This is a genomic window from Saccharopolyspora sp. NPDC050389 (genome assembly GCF_040655595.1).
Classification (GTDB): domain Bacteria; phylum Actinomycetota; class Actinomycetes; order Mycobacteriales; family Pseudonocardiaceae; genus Saccharopolyspora.
This window is the reverse complement of sequence record NZ_JBFAKG010000008.1, coordinates 97,153-122,364: the sequence shown is the minus strand read 5'-3', so window position 1 is coordinate 122,364 and position 25,212 is coordinate 97,153. Positions and strand designations below refer to the sequence as shown.

Annotated in this window: 22 protein-coding genes; 14 read left to right on the top strand and 8 right to left on the bottom strand. The window is 70.3% G+C overall.

Features of this window, described 5'->3' with window-relative positions; all coding sequences use genetic code 11:
* Positions 1 to 9: 9 nt before the first annotated feature.
* Positions 10 to 1,524 (bottom strand): ATP-dependent DNA ligase, encoded by a 1,515-nt coding sequence (locus AB0I53_RS07700; protein ID WP_358598089.1) that lies wholly within the window; start codon positions 1,522 to 1,524, stop codon positions 10 to 12.
* Between the two features lie 6 nt (positions 1,525 to 1,530).
* On the opposite strand from AB0I53_RS07700, the gene AB0I53_RS07695 reads away from it, so the two are divergent.
* Positions 1,531 to 1,848: a hypothetical protein gene (locus AB0I53_RS07695; protein ID WP_358598086.1), complete on the top strand. Its 318-nt coding sequence runs from the start codon at positions 1,531 to 1,533 to the stop codon at positions 1,846 to 1,848.
* A gap of 62 nt (positions 1,849 to 1,910) precedes the next feature.
* Here the strand turns inward: AB0I53_RS07695 and AB0I53_RS07690 are convergent, their stop codons facing one another.
* On the bottom strand, positions 1,911 to 3,305 hold the full coding sequence (locus AB0I53_RS07690; protein ID WP_358598083.1) for a class II fumarate hydratase: 1,395 nt from the start codon (positions 3,303 to 3,305) through the stop codon (positions 1,911 to 1,913).
* Positions 3,306 to 3,483: 178 nt separating this feature from the next.
* Positions 3,484 to 4,245: a serine protease gene (locus AB0I53_RS07685; RefSeq protein WP_358598184.1), complete on the bottom strand. Its 762-nt coding sequence runs from the start codon at positions 4,243 to 4,245 to the stop codon at positions 3,484 to 3,486.
* Positions 4,246 to 4,444: 199 nt separating this feature from the next.
* On the opposite strand from AB0I53_RS07685, the gene AB0I53_RS07680 reads away from it, so the two are divergent.
* On the top strand, positions 4,445 to 5,425 hold the full coding sequence (locus AB0I53_RS07680; RefSeq protein ID WP_358598080.1) for an NAD(P)/FAD-dependent oxidoreductase: 981 nt from the start codon (positions 4,445 to 4,447) through the stop codon (positions 5,423 to 5,425).
* Between the two features lie 117 nt (positions 5,426 to 5,542).
* Here the strand turns inward: AB0I53_RS07680 and AB0I53_RS07675 are convergent, their stop codons facing one another.
* Positions 5,543 to 6,289, bottom strand: coding sequence for a serine protease (locus tag AB0I53_RS07675; RefSeq protein ID WP_358598077.1), 747 nt, complete (start codon positions 6,287 to 6,289; stop codon positions 5,543 to 5,545).
* A gap of 211 nt (positions 6,290 to 6,500) precedes the next feature.
* Complete coding sequence (gene glpX, locus AB0I53_RS07670; protein ID WP_358598074.1) at positions 6,501 to 7,535, bottom strand: class II fructose-bisphosphatase; 1,035 nt, start codon at positions 7,533 to 7,535, stop codon at positions 6,501 to 6,503.
* Positions 7,536 to 7,714: 179 nt separating this feature from the next.
* On the opposite strand from glpX, the gene AB0I53_RS07665 reads away from it, so the two are divergent.
* Positions 7,715 to 8,308: a DUF4245 domain-containing protein gene (locus AB0I53_RS07665; RefSeq protein ID WP_358598072.1), complete on the top strand. Its 594-nt coding sequence runs from the start codon at positions 7,715 to 7,717 to the stop codon at positions 8,306 to 8,308.
* Between the two features lie 111 nt (positions 8,309 to 8,419).
* Here AB0I53_RS07665 and AB0I53_RS07660 read toward each other — a convergent pair whose 3' ends face one another.
* Positions 8,420 to 9,385 carry an alpha/beta hydrolase gene (locus AB0I53_RS07660; RefSeq protein WP_358598070.1) on the bottom strand — a complete coding sequence of 322 codons (966 nt, stop codon included), beginning with the start codon at positions 9,383 to 9,385 and terminating at the stop codon, positions 8,420 to 8,422.
* Between the two features lie 112 nt (positions 9,386 to 9,497).
* Here AB0I53_RS07660 and AB0I53_RS07655 point away from each other — a divergent pair, with 112 nt between their 5' ends.
* Positions 9,498 to 10,277 carry a DoxX family protein gene (locus AB0I53_RS07655; RefSeq protein ID WP_358598068.1) on the top strand — a complete coding sequence of 260 codons (780 nt, stop codon included), beginning with the start codon at positions 9,498 to 9,500 and terminating at the stop codon, positions 10,275 to 10,277.
* Positions 10,278 to 10,763: 486 nt separating this feature from the next.
* Here the strand turns inward: AB0I53_RS07655 and ilvD are convergent, their stop codons facing one another.
* A complete protein-coding gene (ilvD, locus tag AB0I53_RS07650) occupies positions 10,764 to 12,608 on the bottom strand; it encodes a dihydroxy-acid dehydratase (protein WP_358598066.1) in 1,845 nt (614 codons plus the stop codon).
* 320 nt (positions 12,609 to 12,928) lie between these two features.
* Positions 12,929 to 13,459 carry a PH domain-containing protein gene (locus tag AB0I53_RS07645; protein ID WP_358598064.1) on the bottom strand — a complete coding sequence of 177 codons (531 nt, stop codon included), beginning with the start codon at positions 13,457 to 13,459 and terminating at the stop codon, positions 12,929 to 12,931.
* A gap of 414 nt (positions 13,460 to 13,873) precedes the next feature.
* Here AB0I53_RS07645 and AB0I53_RS07640 point away from each other — a divergent pair, with 414 nt between their 5' ends.
* The 10 genes from AB0I53_RS07640 (at position 13,874) to AB0I53_RS07595 (ending at position 25,184) form a co-directional block, all read left to right on the top strand.
* Positions 13,874 to 15,706, top strand: coding sequence for an acetolactate synthase large subunit (locus tag AB0I53_RS07640; protein ID WP_358598181.1), 1,833 nt, complete (start codon positions 13,874 to 13,876; stop codon positions 15,704 to 15,706).
* Between the two features lie 8 nt (positions 15,707 to 15,714).
* On the top strand, positions 15,715 to 16,221 hold the full coding sequence (gene ilvN / locus AB0I53_RS07635; RefSeq protein WP_093262582.1) for an acetolactate synthase small subunit: 507 nt from the start codon (positions 15,715 to 15,717) through the stop codon (positions 16,219 to 16,221).
* A 146-nt stretch (positions 16,222 to 16,367) separates the two neighbouring features.
* The gene (gene ilvC, locus AB0I53_RS07630; RefSeq protein ID WP_358598062.1) at positions 16,368 to 17,363 is read left to right on the top strand and encodes a ketol-acid reductoisomerase; all 996 of its coding nucleotides are present in this window, start codon (positions 16,368 to 16,370) and stop codon (positions 17,361 to 17,363) included.
* A gap of 519 nt (positions 17,364 to 17,882) precedes the next feature.
* Entirely contained in the window at positions 17,883 to 18,128 is a 246-nt protein-coding gene (locus tag AB0I53_RS07625; RefSeq protein WP_093262585.1) for a DUF397 domain-containing protein, read from the top strand.
* 527 nt (positions 18,129 to 18,655) lie between these two features.
* Positions 18,656 to 20,251: a phosphoglycerate dehydrogenase gene (gene serA / locus AB0I53_RS07620; protein WP_358598059.1), complete on the top strand. Its 1,596-nt coding sequence runs from the start codon at positions 18,656 to 18,658 to the stop codon at positions 20,249 to 20,251.
* Positions 20,252 to 20,466: 215 nt separating this feature from the next.
* Entirely contained in the window at positions 20,467 to 21,510 is a 1,044-nt protein-coding gene (locus AB0I53_RS07615; RefSeq protein WP_358598056.1) for a 3-isopropylmalate dehydrogenase, read from the top strand.
* 129 nt (positions 21,511 to 21,639) lie between these two features.
* Positions 21,640 to 22,083, top strand: a complete 444-nt coding sequence (locus AB0I53_RS07610) for an SRPBCC domain-containing protein (RefSeq protein WP_358598053.1) — start codon at positions 21,640 to 21,642, stop codon at positions 22,081 to 22,083.
* A complete protein-coding gene (locus AB0I53_RS07605; RefSeq protein WP_358598050.1) occupies positions 22,080 to 22,406 on the top strand; it encodes a metalloregulator ArsR/SmtB family transcription factor in 327 nt (108 codons plus the stop codon). The genes AB0I53_RS07610 and AB0I53_RS07605 overlap by 4 nt, the downstream gene beginning before the upstream one ends.
* Positions 22,407 to 22,686: 280 nt before the next feature.
* Entirely contained in the window at positions 22,687 to 24,321 is a 1,635-nt protein-coding gene (cimA, locus tag AB0I53_RS07600; protein WP_358598047.1) for a citramalate synthase, read from the top strand.
* Positions 24,322 to 24,401: 80 nt separating this feature from the next.
* Positions 24,402 to 25,184: a fumarylacetoacetate hydrolase family protein gene (locus tag AB0I53_RS07595; RefSeq protein ID WP_358598044.1), complete on the top strand. Its 783-nt coding sequence runs from the start codon at positions 24,402 to 24,404 to the stop codon at positions 25,182 to 25,184.
* Positions 25,185 to 25,212 lie beyond the last annotated feature (28 nt).

Genomic DNA, 25,212 nt, shown 5'->3' with positions numbered 1-25,212 from the left:
GTCAGGATCTCACCCGCCCGGCAGCATGGCGCGAACCGCCTCGATGCTGTCGGCCGACGCCGCGTCCTTGTCGGGCCGGTAGCGCAGCACGCGGGCGAAGCGCAGCGCGACGCCGCCGGGGTAGCGGGTGCTGGTCTGCACGCCGTCGAGTTCGATCTCCACGACGAGCTCCGGCGCGACGTGGACGGTCCAGTCGTCGCGGTGGGTCTCGCGGCGCTGGAACTCCGCGGTCTGCCAGGCCAGGAGTTCGTCGGTGAGGCCCTTGAACGTCTTGCCGACCATGATCGGCGGTCCGCCGTCGGGATCCCGCGCGCCCAGGTGCAGGTTCGACAGGTTGCCGCGCCGTCGGCCGTGGCCCCATTCGGCGGCGAGCACGATCAGGTCCAGGGTGTGCTCGGGCTTGACCTTCCGCCAGGACCGGCCGCGCCGCCCCGCCGCGTACGCCGAGTCCAACGCCTTGACCATGACGCCTTCGTGCCCGGCGTCCAGCGCCTCGTCGAACAGCGCGGCCGCGCGATCCACCGAGGGCGACAGGGTCGCGGGAATCCGGTGTTGCGGTGCGACCCGTTCCAGCGCGTCGAGGCGCTGCCGCAGCGGCAGGTCAAGCAGGTCTTCGCCGTCCAGGTGCAGGCAGTCGAAGAAGTACGGGTGCAGCAGGAGATCGCGCGAGTTCTGGGCGCCGAACCGGCCCATCGTTTCCTGGAACGGCCTGGGGCGCCCGGTGTCGTCGAGCGCGAGCGTCTCGCCGTCGAGCACCACCGCCCGGCAGTTCAGGCTGCGCACCAGCTCGACGAGTTCGGGCACGTTGCCGGTGATCTCGCGCAGCGTCCGGGTGTAGACGTGCACGTCGTCGCCGTCGCGATGCACTTGGATGCGCGCACCGTCCAATTTGTACTCGACGCTGACCTCGCCGAGTTCGTCGAGCGCGGCGTCCAGGGTTTCCGCGGGCGAGGCCAGCATCGGCCGGACCGGCCGCCCCATCTCCAGGCGGAACTCGGCGAGCGACGGTTCGCCGCCGCGCAGCGCGGCCTCTGCGGTCGCGGGCAGCCGGCCGGAGAGCATGAACGCCCGCCGCACCGCCTCGGTCGGAACCCCGGCCGCGGCGGCGATGGCCTCGATCATCACGCCCTCCAGCGCGCCCTGCCGGAGTTCGCCGCCGAGGAGCCGCACCAGGAACTCCTGCTCGTCGGCCGGTGCCTTGCCGAGCAGCCCGGACAACGCCTCGGCCCGGCGCTGACCGGAACCGGCGCCCCTGATCAGCCGCACCGCGTCGATCGCCGAGTCGACGTCGGTGATCGTCAGCGTGGGCTCGGGCGCCGGTTCGACGTCGAGCGCGGCCAGCGTCGACCAGCCGACACCGGCCCGGCCGCCGGGCAGCTCACCGGCCAGCAGCGCCGTCGCCGGGCGGACCTCCTCGGCGTCGAGCCGCGCGAGCAGCCCGGCGATCGCAGCGGTCTTCGCCTTGCGGGAACGCGTCGCCGAGACCTCGCGCGAGGTCGTCACCACATCCGCCAGCAGCACCATGCGCCCATGGTGCGCACGATCCCCGACAACGCGCACGCGCGTCGCTGCGGACAGGCCTTCCGGATCACCTGGAACCCGGTGCCCACCGCGTTCGGGGCAGCGCGATCGTCCCCAACGACGAGACCACCGGCGCGCACCGCCAAGATCAATGCCGATGATCCGGTCGGCGGCTCCGGGCTGGCATCGCTGGAGGAGCGGGATTCCTCCGGTGTGCAGGTGTGGGCCTGGGCGGCGATCGCCACCGTCGTGGTTCTCGGCGGCGGTGGCGCGACGCTGATCCTGTTGCGGCGCAAGCGAAAGCCGACGCCACAGCAGTGGCGCTGACGCGAAAGTCGTGAGCGGTTTGGAGCGCTCCGGCGATCCAAACCGCTCACGACGCGCGGCGATCAGCCGCCGTTGGCCATGCGGAGGACGTCGAGGGCCTCGTCGAGCTGCTCCAGGGTGAGCTTGCCCGCGTCGACGTGGCCGCGTTCCAGGACCACTTCGCGGATCGTCTTGCGCTCCTTGAGCGCCTGCTTGGCGACCGCGGCCGCCTCCTCGTAACCGATGTAGCGGTTCAGCGGCGTGACGATCGACGGCGAACCCTCGGCGTAGGCCCGGGCCTGCTCGACGTTGACCTGGACGCCCGCGAACACCTTGTCGGCCAGCAGCCGCGACACCGCGGCCAGCAGCCGCGCCGACTCCAGCACGTTGCGCGCGATCACCGGCAGCATCACGTTGAGCTGGAAGTTGCCCTGCGAACCGGCGAACGCCACCGCCGCGTCGTTGCCGATCACCTGCGCCACCACCTGCAGGGTGGCCTCCGGGATCACCGGGTTGACCTTGCCCGGCATGATCGACGAACCCGGCTGCAGGTCCGGCAGCGCCAGCTCGGCCAGCCCGGTGCGCGGGCCGGAGCCCAGCCAGCGCAGGTCGTTGGCGATCTTGGTCAGGCTCACCGCGACGGTGCGCAGGTCGCCGGAGATCTCCACCACCGAGTCCTGCGCGGCCTGCGCCTCGAAGTGGTCGCGGGCCTCGGTCAGCGGCAGGCCGGTGACCTCCGCCAGCTCCGCGGCGACGGCCGCGCCGAAGCCGGCCGGCGCGTTGAGGCCCGACCCGACGGCGGTGCCGCCGATCGCCAGCTCGCCGAGCCGCGGCAGGCCGCCCCGCAACCGCTCGATCCCGTAGCGCACCTGCGAGGCCCACGCGCCCGCCTCCTGGGCCAGGGTGATCGGCACCGCGTCCATCAGGTGCGTGCGGCCGGACTTGACGACCTCGGTCCACTCCGCGGCGCGGCCCTCGATGGTCGCGGCGAGGTGATCCAGCGCCGGGATGACGTCGGTGAGCACCGCCTCGGTGGCCGCGACGTGGATGGTCGTCGGGAAGGTGTCGTTGGACGACTGGGAGGCGTTGACGTGGTCGTTGGGATGCACGTCGCGGCCGAGCCGCCGGGACGCCAGGGTGGCGATGACCTCGTTGGCGTTCATGTTCGACGACGTGCCGGAGCCGGTCTGGAACACGTCGATCGGGAAGTGCGCGTCGTGGGCGCCATCGGCGACCTCGTCGGCCGCGGCGGCGATCGCCTCGGCCACGTCGGCGTCCAGCACCCCGAGCCGGCTGTTGACGCGGGCCGCGGCGGCCTTCAGCAGGCCGAGTGCGCGGATCTGGGACCGTTCCAGGCCCCGGCCGGAGATCGGGAAGTTCTCCACGGCTCGCTGTGTCTGCGCGCGGTACAGGGCGTCGACGGGCACCCGCACCTCGCCCATCGTGTCGTGCTCGATCCGGTAATCCTGTTCAGCCATACCAAAAGTGTCCCGCCGGATGAGGCTTCCGGTCAGCGTGGCCCGCCCCACTCGGCGGCCGATCTGTGGCCCGGCGCACCCGAACGTCCTCACTGGACCGATGAAGGTGCCGCATCTCGCAGCGCCTGAGAAGCACGAAGGGCACCTTCGAGGAAGGTGCCCTTCGCGTCGGAGAAGATCAGCCGATGGTGGCGGCGATCCAGTCCTTGTACGTCGTCGCGTCGGTGTAGACCGACGGGGCCGTGCCGCAGACCGGGACCAGGCTGCCGAGGCGGCTGGTGACGCCGGTCAGCTTCCAGTCGCCGGGCTGGCCCTCCAGCTGCGGGCCGCCGGAGTCGCCGAAGCAGGCGTTGGCCAGCAGCTCGTTGCTGCCGGTGCAGATCTCGGTCGCGCCGTCGATCGCGCTCAGCGAGCACTGGCCGTCGGCGACGACGTTGGTCTCCAGCTCCTGCAGCTGCACGGGCGGCTCTCCGCAGCCGCGGATCGGGCAGGTCACGCCCCAGCCGATGATCCGCGACGCGGTGCCGTCCGGGCCGGAGGCGTCGGCGATCTCGATCGGCGTCTGCGACACCGCGCGGTCCAGCTTCAGCAGTGCGACGTCGCCGTTGGGGCTCTTGGTGGCGTAGTCCGGGTGCACCACGATCTCGGAGACACCGGCCTCGGTGCCGCCGGTGGTGTGGTCCGGGCTGCCGATCCGCAGGCCGAGGTCGGCCGGCGTGACGTCCTGCACGCAGTGCGCGGCGGTGAGCACCCACTGCTGGTCGATCAGGGAAGCCCCGCAGCTGTGGTTCCCGGCGCGCTGCAGCGACGCCATCCAGTCGTACTGCTCGGTGGCGTCGTGCCCGCCGACGATCAGCGCGCCCGGATCGTCCGCGGCGTTCGCGGTAGCGGGCAGCATCCCGGTGCTCAACGCGACTGCCGCGAGTCCGGCGAGCAGCATGGATGTCCTCTTCACGGGCATTCCTCCCCGACGTGATCCCCTTTTTCGGTGAACGTAAGGGCGGGTTGGCCGGTCAGGTACCGCCAACTGCGGAAGCGAGTTCGGCGTTCTGGTGCAGTGCTCGCCGATGATGCGGACATGGCGGTGGAGATCCGGCTAGCCTGGGTGTGTCCACACGGTCGACGACGAGGTGGTGGGCATGACCGCGGTGTCGCATGAGGTCGATCTGCTGATCGTGGGCGCGGGTCCGACCGGTTTGTTCGCCGCCTACTACGCGGGATTCCGCGGGATGTCGGTGGCGGTGGTCGATGCGCTGCCCGAGCCCGGCGGCCAGGTGACCGCGATGTACCCGGAGAAGATGATCTTCGATGTGGCCGGGTTTCCCGAGGTGCGCGGCCGCGATCTGGTTGCCGCGCTGGTGAAGCAGGCCGGTCAGTACGAACCGGACTACCTGCTCGGCCGGCCCGCGACCGAATTGTCCGATGTGGATGGTGGGCTGTTCGTCGGGGTCGGCGAGGGCGAGGCGGTGCGCGCCAGCGCGGTGCTGGTCACCGCCGGGATCGGCGAGTTCACCCCGCGCCCGCTGCCCGCCGGCGGCGACTGGGTCGGTCGCGGCGTCGTGCACTTCATCCCGGAGCTGTCCGTGCACAGTGGACACGACGTGGTGGTGGTCGGCGGCGGCGATTCCGCGTTCGACTGGGCGCTGGCCCTGCACCCGGTGGCTCGCAGCGTGACCCTGGTGCACCGCCGCACCCGGTTCCGCGCGCATCCGGGCCTGGTCTCGAAGGTCGAGGACCTGGGCGTTCCGCTGATCACCCCGGCCGAGGTCGCGGAGATCCGCGGCGACGACACCGGCGTGCGCGAGGTGGAGATCGAGCTCGGCGGCGAGCGGCGGGTGCTGCCGGCGCAGACGGTGGTGGCCGCGCTGGGCTTCACCGCCGATCTGGGGCCGATCGAGGCGTGGGGCCTGGCGCTGGAGAAGCGCGCGATCCTGGTCGACAGCACGATGCGGACCAACCGGCCGCGGGTGTACGCGGCGGGCGACGTCGCGGCGTACCCGGGCAAGGTCAAGCTGATCGCCACAGGCTTCGGCGAGGCTGCCACGGCGGTCAACAACATCGCCGTGGAGCTCAACCCGGAGGCCCACCTGTTCCCCGGCCACTCCTCGAACCTGAGCTGACGAAACACCCGGGCACGGCGCGATTCCGAGGAATCGCGCCGTGCCCGGGTGAGGTCGTATCGCCTGTTCGGGTGGAGCGGCGGGTGGTTTAGCCGGGCGCCGCTCACCCGATCGGGATCAGCCGCCGGTGTTCTGGCTGACCCAGTCCGCGTAGGCGACGACGTCGGTGTAGATCGACGGGCCGGTGGCGCAGGTCGAGTCGCCGTTGCCGGAGCGGCTGGTCGCGCCGATCAGCTCCCAGCTGCCCGGCTTGCCCTTGATCTGCGGGCCGCCCGAGTCGCCGTAGCAGGCGCCCGAGTTGCCGTTCGGGTTGTCCGTGCAGATCTCGCCCTGCCCGTCGATGCCCTGGCAGCCGGAGTCGTCGACGACCTGGGTGTCCAGCTCCTGCAGCATCTGCGGAGCCTGGCCGCAGCCGGGCTGCTCGCAGGTCTGGCCCCAGCCGATGATCCGCGTCGCGGTGCCCGCCGCGCCCGAGTCGGCGGCGATCTTGATCGGAGTGGCCTGCAGCTGGCGGTCCAGCTGCAGCACCGCGATGTCGCCGGAGGGGTGCGTCTGCACGTTGGTGACGTTGGCTTCCTCGCCGCCGCCGGTGTGGTCGTTGCTGCCGACCCGGACGCTGAACTCGCCGCCGCCCTGCACGCAGTGCGCGGCGGTGACCACCCAGTCGGGCTTGATCAGCGAGCCGCCACAGCCGTGCTGGCCTTGCTGCTGCAGCGACACCATGAACGAGTACTCCTCGGTGGCGTCGTGGCCGCCGACGATGTACGGGTCGACATCGCCCGGCGCCGCGACCGCGGGCAGGCCAAGTGCGCCGATCGCGCCGACCGCGGCAATGGCTCCGATCAGAACCGAACGCTTCCGCATGTCCGTCGAATCCTCCCGTGTGTCCGGCACCACTGGCCGGGCTGGGCACCGACGGTAAGCGGATACATCCCATCGGCGTACCCACGAAGGGAGGAGGCCGACAACGTCGAAAGCGGTGACCTACGGTCGAATCCGCAGGTCACCGCTCGGAAAACGGCGTCATACCGGTCAATCGGCGAGTTTTTGCCAATTTCCCGGTGAAATCACTCGCTCAGGGCAACAGCCCGTGCAGTGCGGTGTCGCTCTCGCCGAGGTCGACATCGGCGTACTCGCGCAGCTTGGACAGCTTGTGCTGGCCCTCGATCACCCGCACCGTGCCGGACTTGGAGCGCATCACGATCGACTGCGTCGTGCACCGGTTGGCGCGGTAGTGCACGCCCTTGAGCAGCGCGCCGTCGGTGATTCCGGTGGCGCAGAAGAACATGTTGTCGCCGCGCACCAGGTCGGAGGTGGTCAGCACCTGGTTCACGTCGTGCCCGGCGTCGCGGAGCTTCGCCCGCTCGGCGTCGTCCCGCGGCCACAGCCGCGTCTGGATCTCGCCGCCGAGGCACTTCAGCGCGCAGGCGGCGATGATGCCCTCCGGGGTGCCGCCGATGCCCAGCAGCATGTCGACGCCGCTACCCGGCCGGGCCGCCGCGATAGCGCCGGCCACGTCACCGTCGGAGATGAACTGGATGCGCGCACCGGCCTCGCGGACGTCCTTGACGATCTGCTCGTGCCGCGGGCGGTCCAGGATGCACACCGTGACGTCGGAGACGTCGATGTGCTTGGCCTTGGCGACCCGGCGGATGTTCTCCGCGATCGGGGCGGTCAGGTCCACGACCCCGGCGGCCTCCGGCCCGACCGCCATCTTCTCCATGTAGAACACCGCGGACGGGTCGAACATGGTGCCGCGCTCGGAGACCGCAAGCACCGCCAGCGCGTTCGGCATGCCCTTGCTGAGCAGCGTGGTCCCGTCGATCGGGTCGACCGCGACGTCGCAGTCCGGGCCTTCGCCGTTGCCGACCTGCTCGCCGTTGTAGAGCATCGGCGCTTCGTCCTTCTCGCCCTCGCCGATGACCACGACGCCCCGCATGGACACGGTCCCGATGAGCTTGCGCATCGCGTCCACCGCGGCCCCGTCGCCGGCGTTCTTGTCGCCGCGGCCGACCCAGCGGCCCGCGGCCATCGCGGCGGCCTCGGTCACGCGGACCAGTTCCATCGCCAGGTTGCGGTCCGGTGCTTCGGGGTGTCGTTCGGTGCTCATCGCGCCTCCCGGTGGTGAGCGATTTTCAGGTTCCACTGCCCGAGACCGGCGGGATCCAGGCCCGCGCTCAGGCTCGTTGCCTCCGATCTTCGCAGATCGGCGAGCCCCTCGGAGCTCCCTCGTGGGGCAGCCCACTCCTGCTCGGCCGCCCGGCGGGCCGCTGGTCGGCCGGTGAGAGCATGGGTGTCGTGGCCGAACCCCGCAACCAGCAACCACCCGCGTCCCGTCCGCCCCGGACCGTGTCGGCGATGGTGTTCGCCCTGCTGCCGATGGTCCTGGTGGCCTTCGGGATCGCCGGGCTGGCGGGGCAGTGCTCGTTCAACCCGGGCAGCCCGTCGATCCAGGGCGGCCCGGTGCCGACCGTCGACGTGCCCGCCGAACTGCAGCGCGCGGCCGTGAGGGTGGACTTCCCGGTCCTCGAACCGAACCTGCCCGCGAACTGGCGGGCCAACGCGGCGAACGTGACCACGCTCGCCTCCCACGCGCAGGTCGTGCGGGTCGGGTGGCTGACCGGCGGAGGCCGGTACCTGCGGCTGGCGCAGTCGACGGCCGCCGAGGACGAGCTGGTCGAGAGCGAGACGCGGCAGGCGCCGCACGCCAGGGGCACGGTCGACGCCGCGGGGCGGCAGTGGGTGGCCTACGACAGCGTGCGCGGCGAGCAGGCCTGGGTGGCGGAGCGGGACGGAGTCCGGCTGCTGATCACCGGCAACGCCGACGAGGCGGAGTTCCGTGCCCTCGCCGAAGCCGCCGTCAACGCCCCGCACGGCGTCTGAACCGCGCCGGTAAGTTTGTGTTCCCGCTGGTCACGGGGCCGTGAGTCTTTTGGGTCGCTATAGCAGCCCAAAAGACTCACGGCCCCGTGACCAGCGGAAACGGTGAGCGCTTCAGCAGTTGGGGTGTTCGGTGCGGCGGCGCGGGCCCGGATCCGGGAGGCGCAGCCGGATCCGCCGGACCGGGGGCGGCGGCGGGTCGATGCCGAGCCGGGCGCACTCGACCGCTTCGACCCGGCGCAGCAGCAGGGCCAGCTCCTCGCGCACCACGTCGGGGGCTTCGAACGGGATGAAGTGCGACGTCACCAGCTGCCGCACCCGCGCCTGCGGCAGCGCCGCGACCGCCTTGGCGGTGCCGGCGAAGTCCGCCAGCACGTCGTGCCGTCCGTTGAGGACGGTCAGCGGGCAGCTCAGCCCGGTCACCTGCGTTCGCGCCGATGCGCTCCACGCGAGGCTCAGCGCCAGATGCCACTGCCAGTCCGGGTGCAGCAGCTGCCGCAGCACCGCCGCGGCGACCTCCCGGTCCACCTCGGGGCGCAGCAGGCCGCTGCACCGCACGAGCTGCGCCGTGAAGTCCGTGACCGGCAGCCGGGATGTGATCGACGTCAGCAGGCCGCCGACGACCTGCAGCGAGGCGGAGCCGCCCGCGGCGAGCAGCCGCCGGACGAGCTCCGGCACGCCGAGCGCCCCGAGCAGCGCGTCCGCGCCCGCCGTCGGCGGCCCGGCGAGGAGCATCAGCCCGCGGACCCGGTCCGGGAACCGGCGGGCGAGCTCGACCGCCACCACCGTCCCCGCCGACCAGCCGACGACCGTGCAGTCCTTCACCCCGGCGTCGTCGAGCACGGCCAGCGCGTCGTCGACGTGATCACCGAGCGTGCCCGCAGTGTCGTGTTTCGGTGTCCAGCCCAGCATTCGGGCCGACGAATCCACCGGCAGAATTTCGGGCGCCGCCCCGAGCTCCGGGCACACCAGAACCGCCTGCGGCACCCCGGTCTCCGGCGTCCAATTCGGGGACGCCCATTCCCGAGGCCGCATTCCACCTGCGGAAACGTCGAACTCGCGGAACAGCTGATCGGCCATCGAACCATTTTCCCCCAGCTGGGTGTGCGCAGTATCGAACAAATCACGTGTCGGGAAGCTTTTGCCGGAAAGACTCGCACGTTGGGGTGACCATGCCCTAGCCTCGTCCGGCGTGAGGATTCACGACGATCGCCCCGGCGGTGCGGGCGGCTACCCCGACGATCGCAACTACGGCGCGCACGCCCAGCAACCCGGTGCGGGTGCGCAGGGTGCACCGAGTGCCGCGCAAGGTGCACCCAGTGCGAGGAGCATGCAGAGCCTCAGCGCGCAGAAGTACAACTACTACGACGACGATGACGGCTACAGCGACGCCGAAGCCACGTCCATGGTCGACCAGCGCGGCAGCGCCTCGGGCGACTACTACGACGAGCTCGGCGACTCGCGCAAGCCCTTCGGCTGGAACGCGGGCACCGACCTGGGCCTGCTGATCCTGCGACTGGCGCTGGGCGGGCTCTTCCTCGCCCACGGCGTGCAGAAGCTCTTCGGCGTCCTCGGCGGTCCGGGACCGGACGGCTTCGCCATGGCGCTGAGCAAGATGGGCTTCGAGAACAGCGCCATGCTTGCCCTGATCACCGGCGGCACCGAGCTCGGCGCGGGCGCGCTGCTGGTGCTGGGCCTGTTCACGCCGCTGGCTGCCGCCGGCATCGTCGGCGTGATGGCCAACGCGATCTTCCTCAAGCTCGGTTCCGGGTTCTTCGCCGCCACCGGCGGTTTCGAGTTCGAGGCGACGCTCGGCGTGCTGGGCCTCGGATTGATGTTCACCGGCCCCGGCCGGGTGGCGTTGGACTACGGGCGCGTGTGGTTCCGCCGCCCGCTGATCTTCGGGTTCATCGCCCTGATCATCGCGGCCGCCGCGTCCGCAGCGGTCCTGATCCTGTTCCACCGCCCCTGACCGCGGGACGGCTCGAAGCGGGGGCGCGCACGGAAAGTGCGCGCCCCCGCTTCGTCGTTCGCGAGGCGCTACCGGACCCGGTTCTGCTCGGCGTGGCAACCGCCGAACCGGGCGCGGTAATAGGCCAGTCAGCCTTCTCGCCGCCCGAGATGGTGAGCGTGTCACCGTCGATTTCGTAGCCGTAGTCGAGAGTTTCGCCCTCGCTGCCGCAGAACCGGGATTCGAGGTCGGAGCCGGGTTGCTCGGCGCCGAAGGGCTTTTCCCACCTGCGCGCGGAATTCGCGGGCGAGATCCCGGGTCTCCGCTGCCCTCGGGTGCTGGACGTAGTGCGCGACGGCGGGCTGCGGGTTCGCGCCGGTGATCACGCTGCGCCCGTGCCCGTGGTCCCACTGCGAATCACCAGTGCAAAGCGGTCTTCCGTCCGGTTCAGGAAAACGTGAGGGGCACCCTTGTGGCAAAGGGTGCCCCTCGCGTTCGGAAGGCAGATCACTTGTTGACGTCGCGGACCGCTCCGTAGGAGGCGGAGGTGGCGAGGCGGGCGTAGGCGCGCAGCGCCGCCGTGACCTTGCGGTCGCGGCCCACCGGCTGCCACGGGTGCTCGCTGGCGTCCATCTTGGCGCGGCGCTCGGCCAGGACCTCTTCGGAGACCAGCAGTTCCATCTTGCGCTCGCGGACGTCGATGAGGATCTGGTCGCCGTTCTGGACCAGGCCGATCGTGCCGCCGCTGGCCGCCTCCGGGGAGATGTGCCCGATCGACAGGCCGGACGAGCCGCCGGAGAAGCGGCCGTCGGTGATCAGCGCGCACTTCTTGCCCAGGCCTGAGCCCTTCAGGAACGCCGTCGGGTGCAGCATTTCCTGCATGCCCGGGCCGCCCGCCGGACCCTCGTAGCGGACCACCAGCACCTCGCCCGGCTGGATCTCCTTGTTCAGGATCACCGAAACGGCCTGCTCCTGGCTTTCCACCACGCGCGCCGGGCCCTGGAAGTGCCAGAGTTCCTCCTCGACACCGGCGGTCTTGATCACCGCGCCCTCTTCGGCGAGGTTGCCCTTGAGCACGGCCAGGCCGCCGTCGGCGGTGTAGGCGTGCGCGACGTCGCGGATGCAGCCGTTCTCGGCATCGGTGTCCAAAGAGGACCAGCGGTTCTCGGTGGAGAACGCCTTCGTGGTGCGGACTCCGCCCGGCGCCGCGTGGAACAGCTCGATGGCCTCCGCCGACGGCGACTCGCCGCGGATGTCCCAACTGGACAGCCACTCGGTCAGGCTCGCGCTGTGCACCGAGGAAACGTCGCGGTGCAGCAGGTCCGCCCGGTCGAGTTCGCCGAGGATCGCGCTGATGCCGCCGGCCCGGTGCACGTCCTCCATGTGGTAGTCGGAGTTCGGGCTGACCTTCGACAGGCACGGCACCCGGCGGCTGGTCTCCGCGATGTCGTCCAGCGTGAAGTCGATCTCGCCTTCGAGCGCCGCGGCCAGCGTGTGCAGCACCGTGTTCGTGGAGCCGCCCATGGCCATGTCCAGCGCCATCGCGTTCTCGAACGCCTTCTTGTTCGCGACCGAGCGCGGCAGCACCGACTCGTCGTCCTCGCCGTAGTAGCGCTTGGCGATGCGCACCACCGTGCGGCCGGCCTCCTCGAACAGGTCGCGGCGGGCGGCGTGGGTGGCCAGCGTGGACCCGTTGCCGGGCAGCGCCAGGCCGAGGGCCTCGGTGAGGCAGTTCATCGAGTTGGCGGTGAACATGCCCGAGCACGAACCGCACGTCGGGCAGGCCGAGCGCTCGACCTCGGAGAGCCCGTCGTCGTCCACCGCCGGGCTCGCGGACGCCGAGATCGCCGTGATCAGGTCGGTCGGCGCTTGCGCCACGCCGTCCACCACGACCGCCTTGCCGGCCTCCATCGGCCCGCCGGAGACGAACACCGTCGGGATGTTCAGCCGCATCGCGGCGTTGAGCATGCCGGGCGTGATCTTGTCGCAGTTGGAGATGCACACGAGCGCGTCGGCCTGGTGCGCGTTGACCATGTACTCCACCGAGTCGGCGATCAGCTCGCGCGAGGGCAGCGAGTAGAGCATCCCGCTGTGGCCCATCGCGATGCCGTCGTCCACCGCGATGGTGTGGAACTCGCGCGGCACGCCCCCGGCCTCGCGGATCGTGGCGGCGACCACGTCGCCGAGGTCGCGCAGGTGCACGTGGCCGGGCACGAACTGGGTGTAGGAGTTGGCGATCGCCACGATGGGCTTGCCGAAGTCGTCGTCGGTCATGCCGGTGGCACGCCACAGCGAGCGGGCGCCGGCGGCATTCCGTCCGTGTGTCGTGGTGCGGGAACGCAACTGAGGCATTTTGAAGGTTTCCAAACTCGTTTTGCGTGGCGGTGCAATTAGCGGAACCTCAGAAGCCTTCTCGACTCCGGGATCCCCGGACCAATACGCGGCGTCGGGGCTGTCCTCGCGAGAAGACTTCTGAGAACCCGCGGCGGTGCAAGTTGCTCAGGCGGGCTAAGCGGCTTCGCCGCTTGCGGCCGCTTTCGGCCTTGCGAGTCGGGCGTCGCGGCGGCGGTCTACCACCGGAAGTGGCTTCGCCACTTGCCTGACGGCGAGGCGTTGCGAGCCCGCCCCCGGACCGCGCCTTGTGGGCGCGGAAAGTTGCGGTGCGGCCGACATTACTCCTGCGTGGTCGGGTCGGGCAGCCGCCCACCGCTGATCGCCGCTACTCGCGGCAGGTCGCGCACCCGCACCGCCGGGAGTTGGACCTCCTTGCCGGAGCGCAGCACTGCCTTGAGCCAGCGCTTCTCGTTCAGCCGCAGCGACACCACGTCATCCCAGCCGAACTTGGCGCGGCCGAAGACCGTGCGCACCGTCACCTGCTCGGCGTCGACCGTGGTCCGGGTCCGCAGGATCCACACCAGCAGCCCGAGCGGGATCAGGTAGAGCAGCAGCGCCCAGGTGCCCGCCGTGGTGGCGAGCGGGGTGGCGCAGATGGCGACCGCCAGCACGCCCAGCAGCGCCACCGGCGTGATCCGGAACGTCAGGGACTTCGGGCCCTCGGGCGCCGCCTGGGCGGGCGCCTCGTCGGTCTGCTCCGCGTCGGAGGACTCGGCGGCCCGTTCCGCGTCGGAGGACTTGGTGTCGGACGGCTCCGGGGCGGGCTGCTTGGCGTCGGGCTGCTCGGGCTCCTGCGGGGTCTCGCTCACGCCCTCGATGGTCTCACCTGCGAATCCCGGCCTCGTGAGCGGCCGATCGCCGCCCGCGATCGGCGATCGGCGTGACCGTTCCGATGCGCTCGGCTCACGCGTCACATGTCACATCCCACGACGCGGAAGGTCCTGGATGGCATCGCTGAGCTGGGATTATCGCTGAAATCAGGGTCGCGTCGGAGGATTTCGGACGTCCACGATGCGGGAAGATCGTCCCGCATGGTTTGACGTCGCGGGTCGCTTTGATTAACGTCCTTGCCATGCTGCGACTGCACAACATTCTCGTACTTCCCCGGCGCGTCGACGCCTAGGAAGTTCGCAGCGTCGACGCGCCAACCCTCGTCAGGCCTATTTGGGGTCTGCGGGGGTTTTTTCGTGTCCGGTCCAACTACCGACCCCGAGGCAGACCCGATGACCAGCGCCAATACTCGGCAGAATCCGGTCCCGGCGCCCCCGCCAGGACGCCGTCCCAAGCCCGCGCCGCCCAGCGGTGCCCCAGTGAAGATGACCGGTGCGCAAGCACTGGTGCGCTCGCTGGAGTCCGTCGGCTGCGAGATCGTCTTCGGGATTCCGGGCGGCACGATCCTCCCCTCCTACGACCCGCTCCTCGACTCGAAGAAGGTCCGGCACGTCCTGGTGCGTCACGAGCAGGGCGCCGGGCACGCGGCCACCGGCTACGCGCAGGCCACCGGCAAGGTCGGGGTGTGCATGGCGACCTCCGGCCCGGGGGCGACCAACCTGGTCACCGCGCTCGCCGACGCCCACATGGACTCGGTCCCGGTCGTCGCGATCACCGGCCAGCAGAGCACCGGCCTGATCGGCACCGACGCCTTCCAGGAAGCCGACATCTGCGGCATCACGCTGCCGATCACCAAGCACAACTTCCTGGTCACCGACCCGGAGGACCTGCCGCGGACCATCGCCGAGGCGTTCTACATCGCCTCCAGCGGCCGCCCCGGCCCGGTGCTGGTGGACATCCCGAAGGACGTCCAGCAGGCGACCATGTCGTTCTCCTGGCCGCCGGAGATGAAGCTGCCCGGCTACCGGCCGACCAGCAAGCCGCACGGCAAGCAGGTCCGGGAGGCCGCCAAGCTGATCACCGAGGCGCACCGCCCGGTGCTCTACGTCGGCGGCGGGGTCATCAAGGCCGACGCGCACGCCGAGCTGCGGCAGCTGGCCGAGCGCAGCGGCATCCCGGTGGTCACCACGCTGATGGCGCGCGGCGCGTTCCCCGACTCGCACCCGCAGCACATGGGCATGCCCGGCATGCACGGCACGGTCGCCGCGGTCGCCGCGATGCAGCGCGCCGACCTGCTGATCGCGCTGGGCACCCGCTTCGACGACCGGGTCACCGGCCAGCTGTCGTCGTTCGCGCCGGAGGCCAAGGTCGTGCACGCCGACATCGACCCGGCGGAGATCTCCAAGAACCGCTACGCGGACGTGCCGATCGTCGGCGACTGCAAGGAAGTGATCGTCGAGCTGATCGACGCGGTCGCCGCCGCCACCGAGGAGCACGGCACCGCCGACCTGTCGCCTTGGCAGGCGGACCTCGACGACCTGCGCAAGCGCTTCCCGCTGGGCTACCAGTGGCCGACCGACGGCAGCCTGTCGCCGGAGTACGTCATCGAGCGCCTCGGCAAGCTGGTCGGGCCGGACGCGATCTACGCCGCCGGAGTCGGCCAGCACCAGATGTGGGCCGCGCAGTTCGTCGGCTACGAGAACCCGCGCACCTGGCTGAACTCCGGTGGCCTCGGCACGATGGGCTACGCGGTGCCCGCCGCGATGGGCGCCAAGGCCGGCATGCCGGGCAAGGCGGTGTGGGCCATCGACGGCGACGGCTGCTTCCAGATGACCAACCAGGAGCTCGCCACCTGCGCCATCGAGGACATCCCCATCAAGGTGGCCGTCATCAACAACGGCAACCTCGGTATGGTCCGTCAGTGGCAGAACCTGTTTTACGCCGAGCGCTACTCACACAGTGACCTCGGCACCCACAAGCACCGCATTCCGGACTTCAAACTGCTGGCCGAGGCCTACGGCTGCGCGGGCCTGCGGTGCGAGTCCAAAGAGGACGTCGACAGCGTCATCCAGCGGGCGATGGAGATCAACGACCGACCCGTCGTGATCGACTTCGTGGTGGGCAAGGACGCCCAGGTGTGGCCGATGGTGGCCGCGGGCACCGGAAACGACGAGATCATGGCGGCGCGCGGCATCCGCCCGCTGTTCGAAGAGGACGAGGGGTGAGCGCGCCCATGACCCGACACACGCTGAGCGTGCTGGTGGAGAACGTCCCCGGGGTGCTCGCCCGGGTGTCTGGCCTGTTCTCCCGGCGCAGCTTCAACATCGAGTCGCTCGCGGTCGGCCCGACCGAGCACCCGGAAATCTCCCGGATGACGATCGTGGTCGCCGTCTCCGACCAGCCGCTGGAGCAGGTCACCAAGCAGCTCAACAAGCTGGTCAACGTGATCAAGATCGTGGAGCTGGAGACCGATGCCGCGGTGCAGCGGGAGCTGCTGCTGGTGAAGGTCCGAGCCGACGCGTCGGTGCGCAGCCAGGTGCTGGAGACGGTGCAGCTGTTCCGCGCGAAGGTGGTGGACGTCTCGCCTGAGGCGCTGACCATCGAGGCCACCGGTACCGCCGATAAGCTCGACGCGCTGCTGCGAATGCTGGAACCCTACGGCGTCCGCGAGATGGTGCAGTCGGGAACGATCGCGATCGGGCGTGGCCCGCGCTCCATCACGGCCACTGCAGTGCGCTGATCCGGCGCCCCCGCCACAGGACCGAAAACCGAAGAACCCGTCGCCGAATTCAGTCCGCGGAGCCGTCCTGGCGGGTACCCCGGACGAGAAGACCATCGCTTCGGCGGCGGGTACGAAGAAGTCCCGAAAGGAAAAGCTGAATCACCATGGCAGTTGAAATCTTCTACGACGCGGACGCCGACCTGGGCATCGTGCAGGGCCGCAAGGTCGCGGTCATCGGCTACGGCAGCCAGGGCCACGCCCACGCGCTGAGCCTGCGGGACTCGGGTGTCGACGTGCGGATCGGCCTCCCGGAGGGCTCCAAGTCGCGCGCCAAGGCGGAGGAGGAGGGCCTGCGGGTGCTCACCCCGGCCGAGGCCTCCGCGGAAGCCGACCTGATCATGATCCTGGCGCCCGACACCAAGCAGCGCGAGATCTACGCCAACGACATCGCGCCGAACCTGAAGCAGGGCGACGCGCTGTTCTTCGGCCACGGCTTCAACATCCGCTACGGCCTGATCCAGCCGCCGGCGGACGTCGACGTCGCCATGGTCGCGCCGAAGGGCCCGGGCCACCTGGTGCGCCGCCAGTTCGTCGACGGCAAGGGCGTGCCCTGCCTGATCGCGGTCGAGCAGGACGCCTCCGGCAACGCCCAGGCGCTGGCGCTGTCCTACGCCGCCGCCATCGGTGGCGCGCGGGCCGGCGTCATCAAGACCACCTTCAAGGAGGAGACCGAGACCGACCTGTTCGGTGAGCAGGCGGTCCTCTGCGGTGGCGCGAGCGCCCTGGTGCAGAACGGCTTCGAGGTGCTGGTCGAGGCCGGCTACCAGCCGGAGATCGCCTACTTCGAGGTGCTGCACGAGCTCAAGCTGATCGTGGACCTGATGTGGGAGGGCGGCATCGCCGGCCAGCGCTACTCCTGCAGCGACACCGCCGAGTACGGCGACCTCACCCGCGGCCCGCGGGTCATCGACGCCCACGTCAAGGAGTCGATGCGCAAGATCCTGGGCGAGATCCAGGACGGCACCTTCGCCAAGGAGTGGGTGGCCGAGGACGAGGCCGGGCGCCCGAACTTCACCAAGCTGCAGGCCGAGGGCAACGCCCACCAGATCGAAGAGGTCGGCAAGAAGCTGCGTTCGCTGATGTCCTGGACCAACAAGTGATTTCTGGATTCCAGGCTCGTCTTGCGTGGCGGTGCAGGTAGCGGCCCCCCTGCGGGAATCACGGCCGCCGCCTGGACTGTGGGATCCCCGATTTGTGTATGACCAATACGCGGCATCGGGGACTGGCCTCGCCCAGTAGCCCAGCAGGGCGGGCACCGTCTGAGAACCCGCGGCGGTGCAAGCTGCGAGGGCGGGCTATGCGCCTGCGGCGCATGCGTCCGCTTTCGTAGGTGCCGGTTGAGCGTCGCGGCTGCGGTTTCCCGCCGGAAGCGGCTGTGCCGCTTGCCTGACGGCATCACTTCGTCGGGCTGGCCTGCGGCACGATGGCTTGGTGAGTGGATTTGAGTTTCGGCGGCGTGCCGACCGCGCGTCCGGCCGATGCGAAAAGGCCCGGTGAGCCCCATAAGGGATCACCGGGCCTCGTGCTTCCGACCGGGAGCGGGTAGGTTCCCGGCCCGGTTTTCCCAGTTGCCAAAAGGCGGGAACCGGTCGCTGCGGGTGAGGGATAAGGTACGCATCGTGAGTGCAGACAACGAGATCGTCGACAACAAGGCGCACATCCGCCACAAGCTCGACTTCACCGACGCGGAGTGGATCACCAGCACCGACGACCCGGACGAGCCGGGCGTGGAGATCGCTTTCGTGGACGGCTACATCGGCATGCGCAACGGCGCCGAACCGGAGGGCCCGGTCCTGGTCTTCACTCCCGAGGAGTGGGACGCGTTCGTAGCTGGAGCCAAGGACGGCGAGTTCGACGAGCCGTGATCTTGAGAGTGGACGGCTCGTTTTGCGTGGCGGTGCGAGTGGCGGCCCCCTGCGGGAGTTGCAGAAGCATTCTCGGCTGTGGGATCCCCGGCTTATGTGACCAATACGCGGCGTCGGGCCTGTCCTCGCTGGGAGAACCCCAGCGGGGTGCTAAGCGGCTGCGCCGCTTGCGGTAGCTCTCGCGGGTGTGAGTTGAGCGTCGCGGCGGCGGATGCGTCTGGCGGGAAGCGGGACTCGCTCGTGCAGGTGTCAGAAGGCCGCCCCGGGTACCGGCGGGTGTCGTGGCGCGGGGTAGCCGGGGCCCTGCGGCCGCTCGGGTGACAACGCGTCCCAGCGGCGTCGCGCGTCGTGTTCGCGGCCCGGTTGATCTGCGACAATGCCGAAGAATCGGGTTTAACGGGCGGGCGATTCCGGGCCGGTGATCCGGGCAACACCCTTGTGAACGCTTTCTCAAACTCCCGTTAAACTTCGACCCCGTCCGGGCACATCGCCGTGCCGACCGTGATCTTCAAAAATGGAGTTCGCCCGTGACCAACGCAAGCCGTCCTGTCGTCCTTATCGCCGAGAAGCTGGCACCGTCCGTGATCGAGGCCCTCGGGGACGAGGTCGAGATCCGCAACGTGGACGGCACCGACCGGCCGGCGTTGCTCGACGCCGTCGCCGACGCCGATGCGCTGCTGGTCCGCTCCGCCACCAAGGTCGACGCCGAAGTGCTGTCGGCGGCGAAGAAGCTCAAGGTCGTCGCCCGCGCCGGGGTCGGCCTGGACAACGTCGAGGTGCCCGCCGCCACCGAGCGCGGCGTGATGGTGGTCAACGCCCCCACCTCCAACATCGTCTCGGCCGCCGAGCACGCGATGGCGCTGCTGCTCGCGGTGGCGCGCAACGTCGCGCAGGCCGACGCGAGCCTCAAGGGCGGCGAGTGGAAGCGCAGCTCCTACACCGGTGTGGAGCTCAACGGCAAGACCGTCGGTGTCGTCGGCCTGGGCAAGATCGGCCAGCTGTTCGCGCAGCGCGTCGCCGCCTTCGGCACCAAGCTGATCGCCTACGACCCCTACGTTTCGGCGGGCCGCGCCGCGCAGCTGGGCATCGAGCTGGTCTCGCTCGACGAGCTGCTGGCCCGCGCCGACGCGATCTCCATCCACCTGCCCAAGACCGCCGAGACGCTCGGCCTCATCGGCGCCGAGGAGCTGAAGAAGGCCAAGCCGGGCCTGCTGGTCGTCAACGCCGCCCGCGGCGGCCTGATCGACGAGGACGCGCTGGTCGACGCACTGCGCAACGGCCAGATCGGCGGCGCGGGCATCGACGTGTTCAAGACCGAGCCGACCACCGACAGCCCGCTGTTCCAGCTGCCCAACGCGGTCGTCACCCCGCACCTGGGCGCGTCCACCGTGGAGGCGCAGGACCGCGCGGGCACCGACGTGGCCCGCTCGGTGCGGCTGGCGCTGCGCGGCGACTTCGTGCCGGACGCCGTCAACGTGCAGGGCGGCGTGGTCGGCGAGGAGGTCCGCCCGTACCTGTCGCTGACCCAGAAGCTTGGCCAGGTGCTGGCCGCGCTGGTCGGCAGCACGCCGAGCTCGGTGACCATCGAAGCCCGCGGCGAGCTGGCCGACGAGGACGTCTCGGTGCTGCAGCTGGCGGCGCTGCGCGGTGTGTTCGCCGGCGCCGTGGAGAACCAGGTGACCTTCGTCAACGCGCCGCAGCTGGCCGAGGACCTGGGCGTGCAGGTCGAGGTCAAGACCTCCCCGGAGAGCCCGAACCACCGCAGCGTGGTGTCGGTGCGCGCGGGCCTGCCGGACGGCCGCACCGCCGTGGTCTCGGGTGCGCTGTCCGGGTCGAACCAGGTGGAGAAGCTGGTCGAGGTCAACGGCCGGCACTTCGACCTGCGGGCCGAGGGCAACGTGCTGCTGCTGGAGTACCCGGACCGGCCGGGTGTGATGGGCCGGGTCGGCACCCTGCTCGGCGAGGTCGGCGTGAACATCGAGGCGGCGATGGTCAGCCAGACCACCGAGCGCTCGGAGGCGATCATGCTGCTCCGCGTCGACCGCCCTGTCGAGCCGGGCGTGCTGGAGCCGATCGGCGCCGCAGTCGGTGCCCGCATCGTGCGCACCGTTAGCTTCGAGTAACCCGGGCGAGTGACACGGGGGTCGTTCCGCATTGTGGGACGGCCCCCGTGTCGTACCAGGGACCGATGGTCATCTCACTCCAATGGGTGTCCCGCAGTGTGGGAAAGTTCATCCACTTGGTGGGCCCGGCATGCCGCTGCCCGCAGTCGTGCCGGTAGCCTTCGGCTCAACAGTTCGAGCCCCGCGGGTCGGGGTGGTTCTCGGGAGGTGTGTAGATGCGGCTCGCTGTGATCCCCGGCGACGGGATCGGGCCGGAGGTTATTGCCGAGGCACTCAAGGTCCTCGGTGAAGTGGTGCCGGATACCGAGATCACTCGTTACGACCTGGGGGCGGCGCGCTGGCACGCGACCGGGGAGCTGCTGCCCGAGTCAGTGCTGGGTGAACTCCGCCAGCACGACGCGATCCTGCTCGGCGCGGTCGGTGATCCGACGGTGCCCAGCGGAATCCTGGAGCGCGGCCTGCTGCTGCGGTTGCGCTTCGAGCTCGACCACCACGTGAACCTGCGGCCGGCCCGGCTCTACCCGGGCGTGAAGAGTCCGATTGCCGACCCCGGCGAGATCGACATGGTCGTGGTTCGCGAGGGCACCGAGGGTCCGTACGCGGGCAACGGTGGTCTGCTGCGCAAGGACACCACGCACGAGATCGCGACCGAGGTCAGCATCAACACCGCGTTCGGCGTGGAGCGGGTGGTGCGCGACGCGTTCGCCCGCGCCGCCTCCCGGCCGCGCAGGCACCTGACGCTGGTGCACAAGACCAACGTGCTCACCCACGCCGGATCGTTGTGGTCGCGCGTGGTGGAAGAGGTCTCGCTGCAGTACCCGGACGTCACCGTGGCCTACCAGCACGTGGATGCCACCACGATCCACCTGGTCACCGACCCGGGCCGGTTCGACGTGATCGTCACCGACAACCTCTTCGGCGACATCATCACCGACCTGGCCGGCGCCGTCACCGGCGGCATCGGCCTGGCCGCCAGCGGCAACATCGACGCCACCCGGCGCAACCCGAGCATGTTCGAGCCGGTGCACGGCAGCGCGCCGGACATCGCCGGGCAGGGCGTGGCGGACCCGACCGCGGCGGTGCTGTCGGTCGCGATGCTGCTCGACCACGTCGGCCTGACCGAGGCCGCCAAGCGGGTCGAGGCGTCGGTGGCGTTCGACCTGGCCACCCGCGACCACGCGGCGCCGGGCGCGACCTTCGCGATCGGCGACCGCCTCGCGGCGCTGGTCTCCTCCCGCGAGGTCGCTCCGCAGTCCTGATCTCGTTCGTCGCGAAGAGGGCGTCCCGGCTGGGGCGCCCTCTTCGTTGATCCGATGTGCAACTCGTGAGTTGCACATCGGGCGATGAAGTGCAACCCTTAGGTTGCACAGTCGTGGATTGGAGTGGGCATGGTTTCCGACCGGATCGAACGTGAGATCGTCATCGAGGCGCCTGCGGAACAGGTGTGGGCGGCCCTGCTGGAACCCGAGTTCTGGCTCGGCGAGGCGGATCCGACCGGCGTCGAGGTCGGCGAAGGCAGCCGGCTGGTCTCGGAGCACACCGAGTACGGCAGCTTCCCGCAGCTGATCGAGAAGCTGGAACCCAACCGCTACCTGGCCTACCGCTGGGCGAGCGCCTTCCCCGGCGAAGACCCGGCGGCCGGCAACTCCACGCTGGTCGAGTTCACCCTCGCCGAGGAAGGCGGAACGACCCGGCTGCGCGTGGTCGAAAGCGGGTTCGCCGCGCTCGCCGCGTCGGAGGAGGAGCGGCGCGGTGCGGTCGACGACAACACCGGCGGCTGGGAGCAGGTGCTGGACGAAGTCAAGCAGAAGGTGGAGAAGCGGCAGGCGTGACGGAGCACGGTGACGTCGACGAGGTGCTGGCGGCGCTGGCCGACCCGACCAGGCGGCAGCTCGTGGACCTGCTCGGCGAGCGCGGCGAGGCCAGCGCGACGGCGCTGGCCGCCGCGCTGCCGGTGTCGCGGCAGGCGGTCGTCAAGCACCTGGCGGTGCTGGAGAACGCCGGCCTGGTGACGTCGAACCGGGTGGGGCGGGAAGTCCGCTTCGCGATCCGGTCGGAGCCGCTGGAGGTGACGGCGCGCTGGCTGGCGTCCCGCGCCGCGCGGTGGGACCGGCGGCTGGCGGCGATCAAGCGGCGCGCCGAATCCGGGCAGTAGGCCGCCGGGCCCGGGAGAACAAGTGCCCGCAGTTCATGGTTCCCGAGGCGCCGGTTGATGCGGGCGAGCCCGGATGGTGGGAAGCGGTGGCCATCTGGTGGTCCGGGGCCGTGTTGTGGCAGCATGTGGACGTGGCTTTCCGCAGTGTGATCATTATTGGCAAGCGCGCCGGGTAGACGATTCCGCACCCCGGCGCGCTGACCTCTCGCACCTGCGGGGGGTCTTTTTTGTTGCCTGCGCCGCCGCTCCACCCATCTCCGACGCCGACGGGAGAAATCCAGTGACCCGCACCAATCCGGCCGGAACGCCGCTGGGCGACGACTTCCACGTGTACGACACGACCCTGCGGGACGGCGCGCAGCGCGAGGGCATTTCCTACTCGGTCACCGACAAGCTCGCCGTCGCGCGGCTGCTGGATTCGCTGGGCGTCGGCTTCATCGAAGGCGGCTGGCCCGGCGCGCTGCCCAAGGACACGGAGTTCTTCCACCGCGCCGCCGAAGGCGAACTCGAACTCGCGCACGCCGCCCTCGTCGCCTTCGGCTCCACCCGGCGCGCCGGGACCAAAGTGGACGAAGATCCGCAGGTGCGGGCGCTGCTGGATTCGCGCGCGCCGGTGGTGACCTTGGTGGCCAAATCGGACCGCCGGCACATCGAGCGGGCGCTGCGCACCGATGTGGCCGAGAACTGCGCGATGGTCGCCGACACGGTGCGCTACCTGGTCGGGGAGGGGCGCCGGGTGTTCCTCGACGCCGAGCACTTCTTCGACGGCTACGCCTTCGATCCCGACACCTCGCTGCGCGTGCTGGATGCCGCCGCGAACGCGGGCGCCGACGTCGTCGTGCTGTGCGACACCAACGGCGGGCAGCTGCCGCTGCAACTGGCCGAGACGGTCCGCGAAGTCGTGTCGCGCACGGGATTCCGCGTCGGAATCCACTGCCAGGACGACACCGGCTGCGCGGTGGCCAACAGCGTCGCCGCCGTGCAAGCCGGCGCGACCCACGTGCAGTGCACCGCCAACGGCTACGGAGAACGGGCGGGCAACGCGGATCTGTTCGCCGTGATCGGCAATCTCGCCGCGAAACTGGAGATGCCGGTGTTGCCGGAGGGAAAGCTGCGCGAGCTGACCAGGGTTTCGCACGCGCTGGCCGAAATCGCCAACATCGCACCCGACACGCACCAGGCCTACGTCGGCCAGTCGACCTTCGCGCACAAGGCGGGGCTGCACGCGAGCGCGATCAAAGTGGACCCCGAGCTGTACAACCACATCGATCCGGCGCTGGTGGGCAACGGGATGCGGGTGCTGGTCACCGAGATGGCCGGGCGCGCCAGCCTGGAGCTCAAGGGCGCCGAGCTCGGCCTCGACCTCACCGAGTCGCCGGCCGCCGTCACCGGGGCGGTGCGACGGGTGAAGGAACTGGAAGCCCGCGGCTGGTCCTTCGAAGCGGCCGACGCGTCACTGGAACTGCTGCTGCGCGGTGAGATGGCCGCCGTGGCGGACGGCGATCCGGTCGACGCGCCGTTCGAACTGGAGTCGTACCGCGTCGTGCTCGACCACCGCTCGGACGGCGAGACGGTTTCCGAAGCGACCGTAAAGGTGCACGTCGCGGGTGAGCGCGTGATCGCCACCGCCGAGGGCAACGGGCCGGTCAACGCGCTCGACGCGGCGCTGCGCGCGGCGCTGGTGCCGCACCTGCCGTGGCTGGAAAGCGTTGAGCTGGCCGACTACAAGGTGCGGATCCTCACCGACGCGCCCGGCACCGACGCGGTAACCCGCGTGCTCGTGGAATCCCGCGACGGCGAGGAGGAGTGGACCACAGTGGGCGTGCACGGCAACATCGTCGAGGCGAGCTGGCTCGCGCTCTGCGACGCGCTGGTGTACAAGGCCCTGCGGCGCAACGCGATCGGAACCCGCTGACCGCTCGCTGCCGCGGACGACCGGGTGCGGCGGCGAGCGTTACGCTGGTGACGGTCCACTTTCGATTCCGGAGGTTCGTCTTGCGCTTGGCACGTGTCGCCCACTCCGACGGAGTGTCCTTCGTCGCACTGGAGCCGGATCCGGCCGCACCGCAGGAGAAGGTGCTGGCGGTCGAGATCGACCAGCACCCGTTCGGCGACCCGACGTTCACCGGTCGCAAGTGGCCGATGGCCGATGTCCGGCTGCTCGCCCCGATCCTGCCCACCAAGGTCATCTGCGTGGGCAAGAACTACGCCGAGCACGCCCGCGAGATGGGCTCGGAACCGCCGGAGAACCCGGTGATCTTCATGAAGCCGTCGACCTCGGTGATCGGCCCCAACGCCGCGATCAAGCTGCCGCCGAACTCCGCGCGGGTGGACTTTGAGGGCGAACTCGCCGCCGTCGTCGGGCAGCCGTGCAAGGACGTGCCGGAGGCGCGGGGCGCCGAAGTGCTGCTGGGCTACACGATCGCCAACGACGTCACCGCGCGCGACCAGCAGCAGGCCGACGGGCAGTGGACGCGGGCCAAGGGCTACGACACGTTCTGCCCGCTGGGCCCATGGATCGACACCGCGGCGAACCCGGCGGACCTCGCGATCCGCACCGAACTGGACGGCGAGGTCAAGCAGAACTCGCGGACCTCGCTGCAGATCCACGACATCGGGGCGCTCGTGTCGTGGATCTCGCGGGTGATGACGCTGCTGCCGGGCGACGTGATCCTCACCGGCACGCCGGCGGGCGTGGGCCCGATGCAGGCGGGCCAGAAGGTCTCGGTCTCCATCGACGGCCTCGGCACCCTGACCAACCCGGTCCAGCAGGGCTGAAAGACCCGTGAGTCTTTTGGGTTGCCAT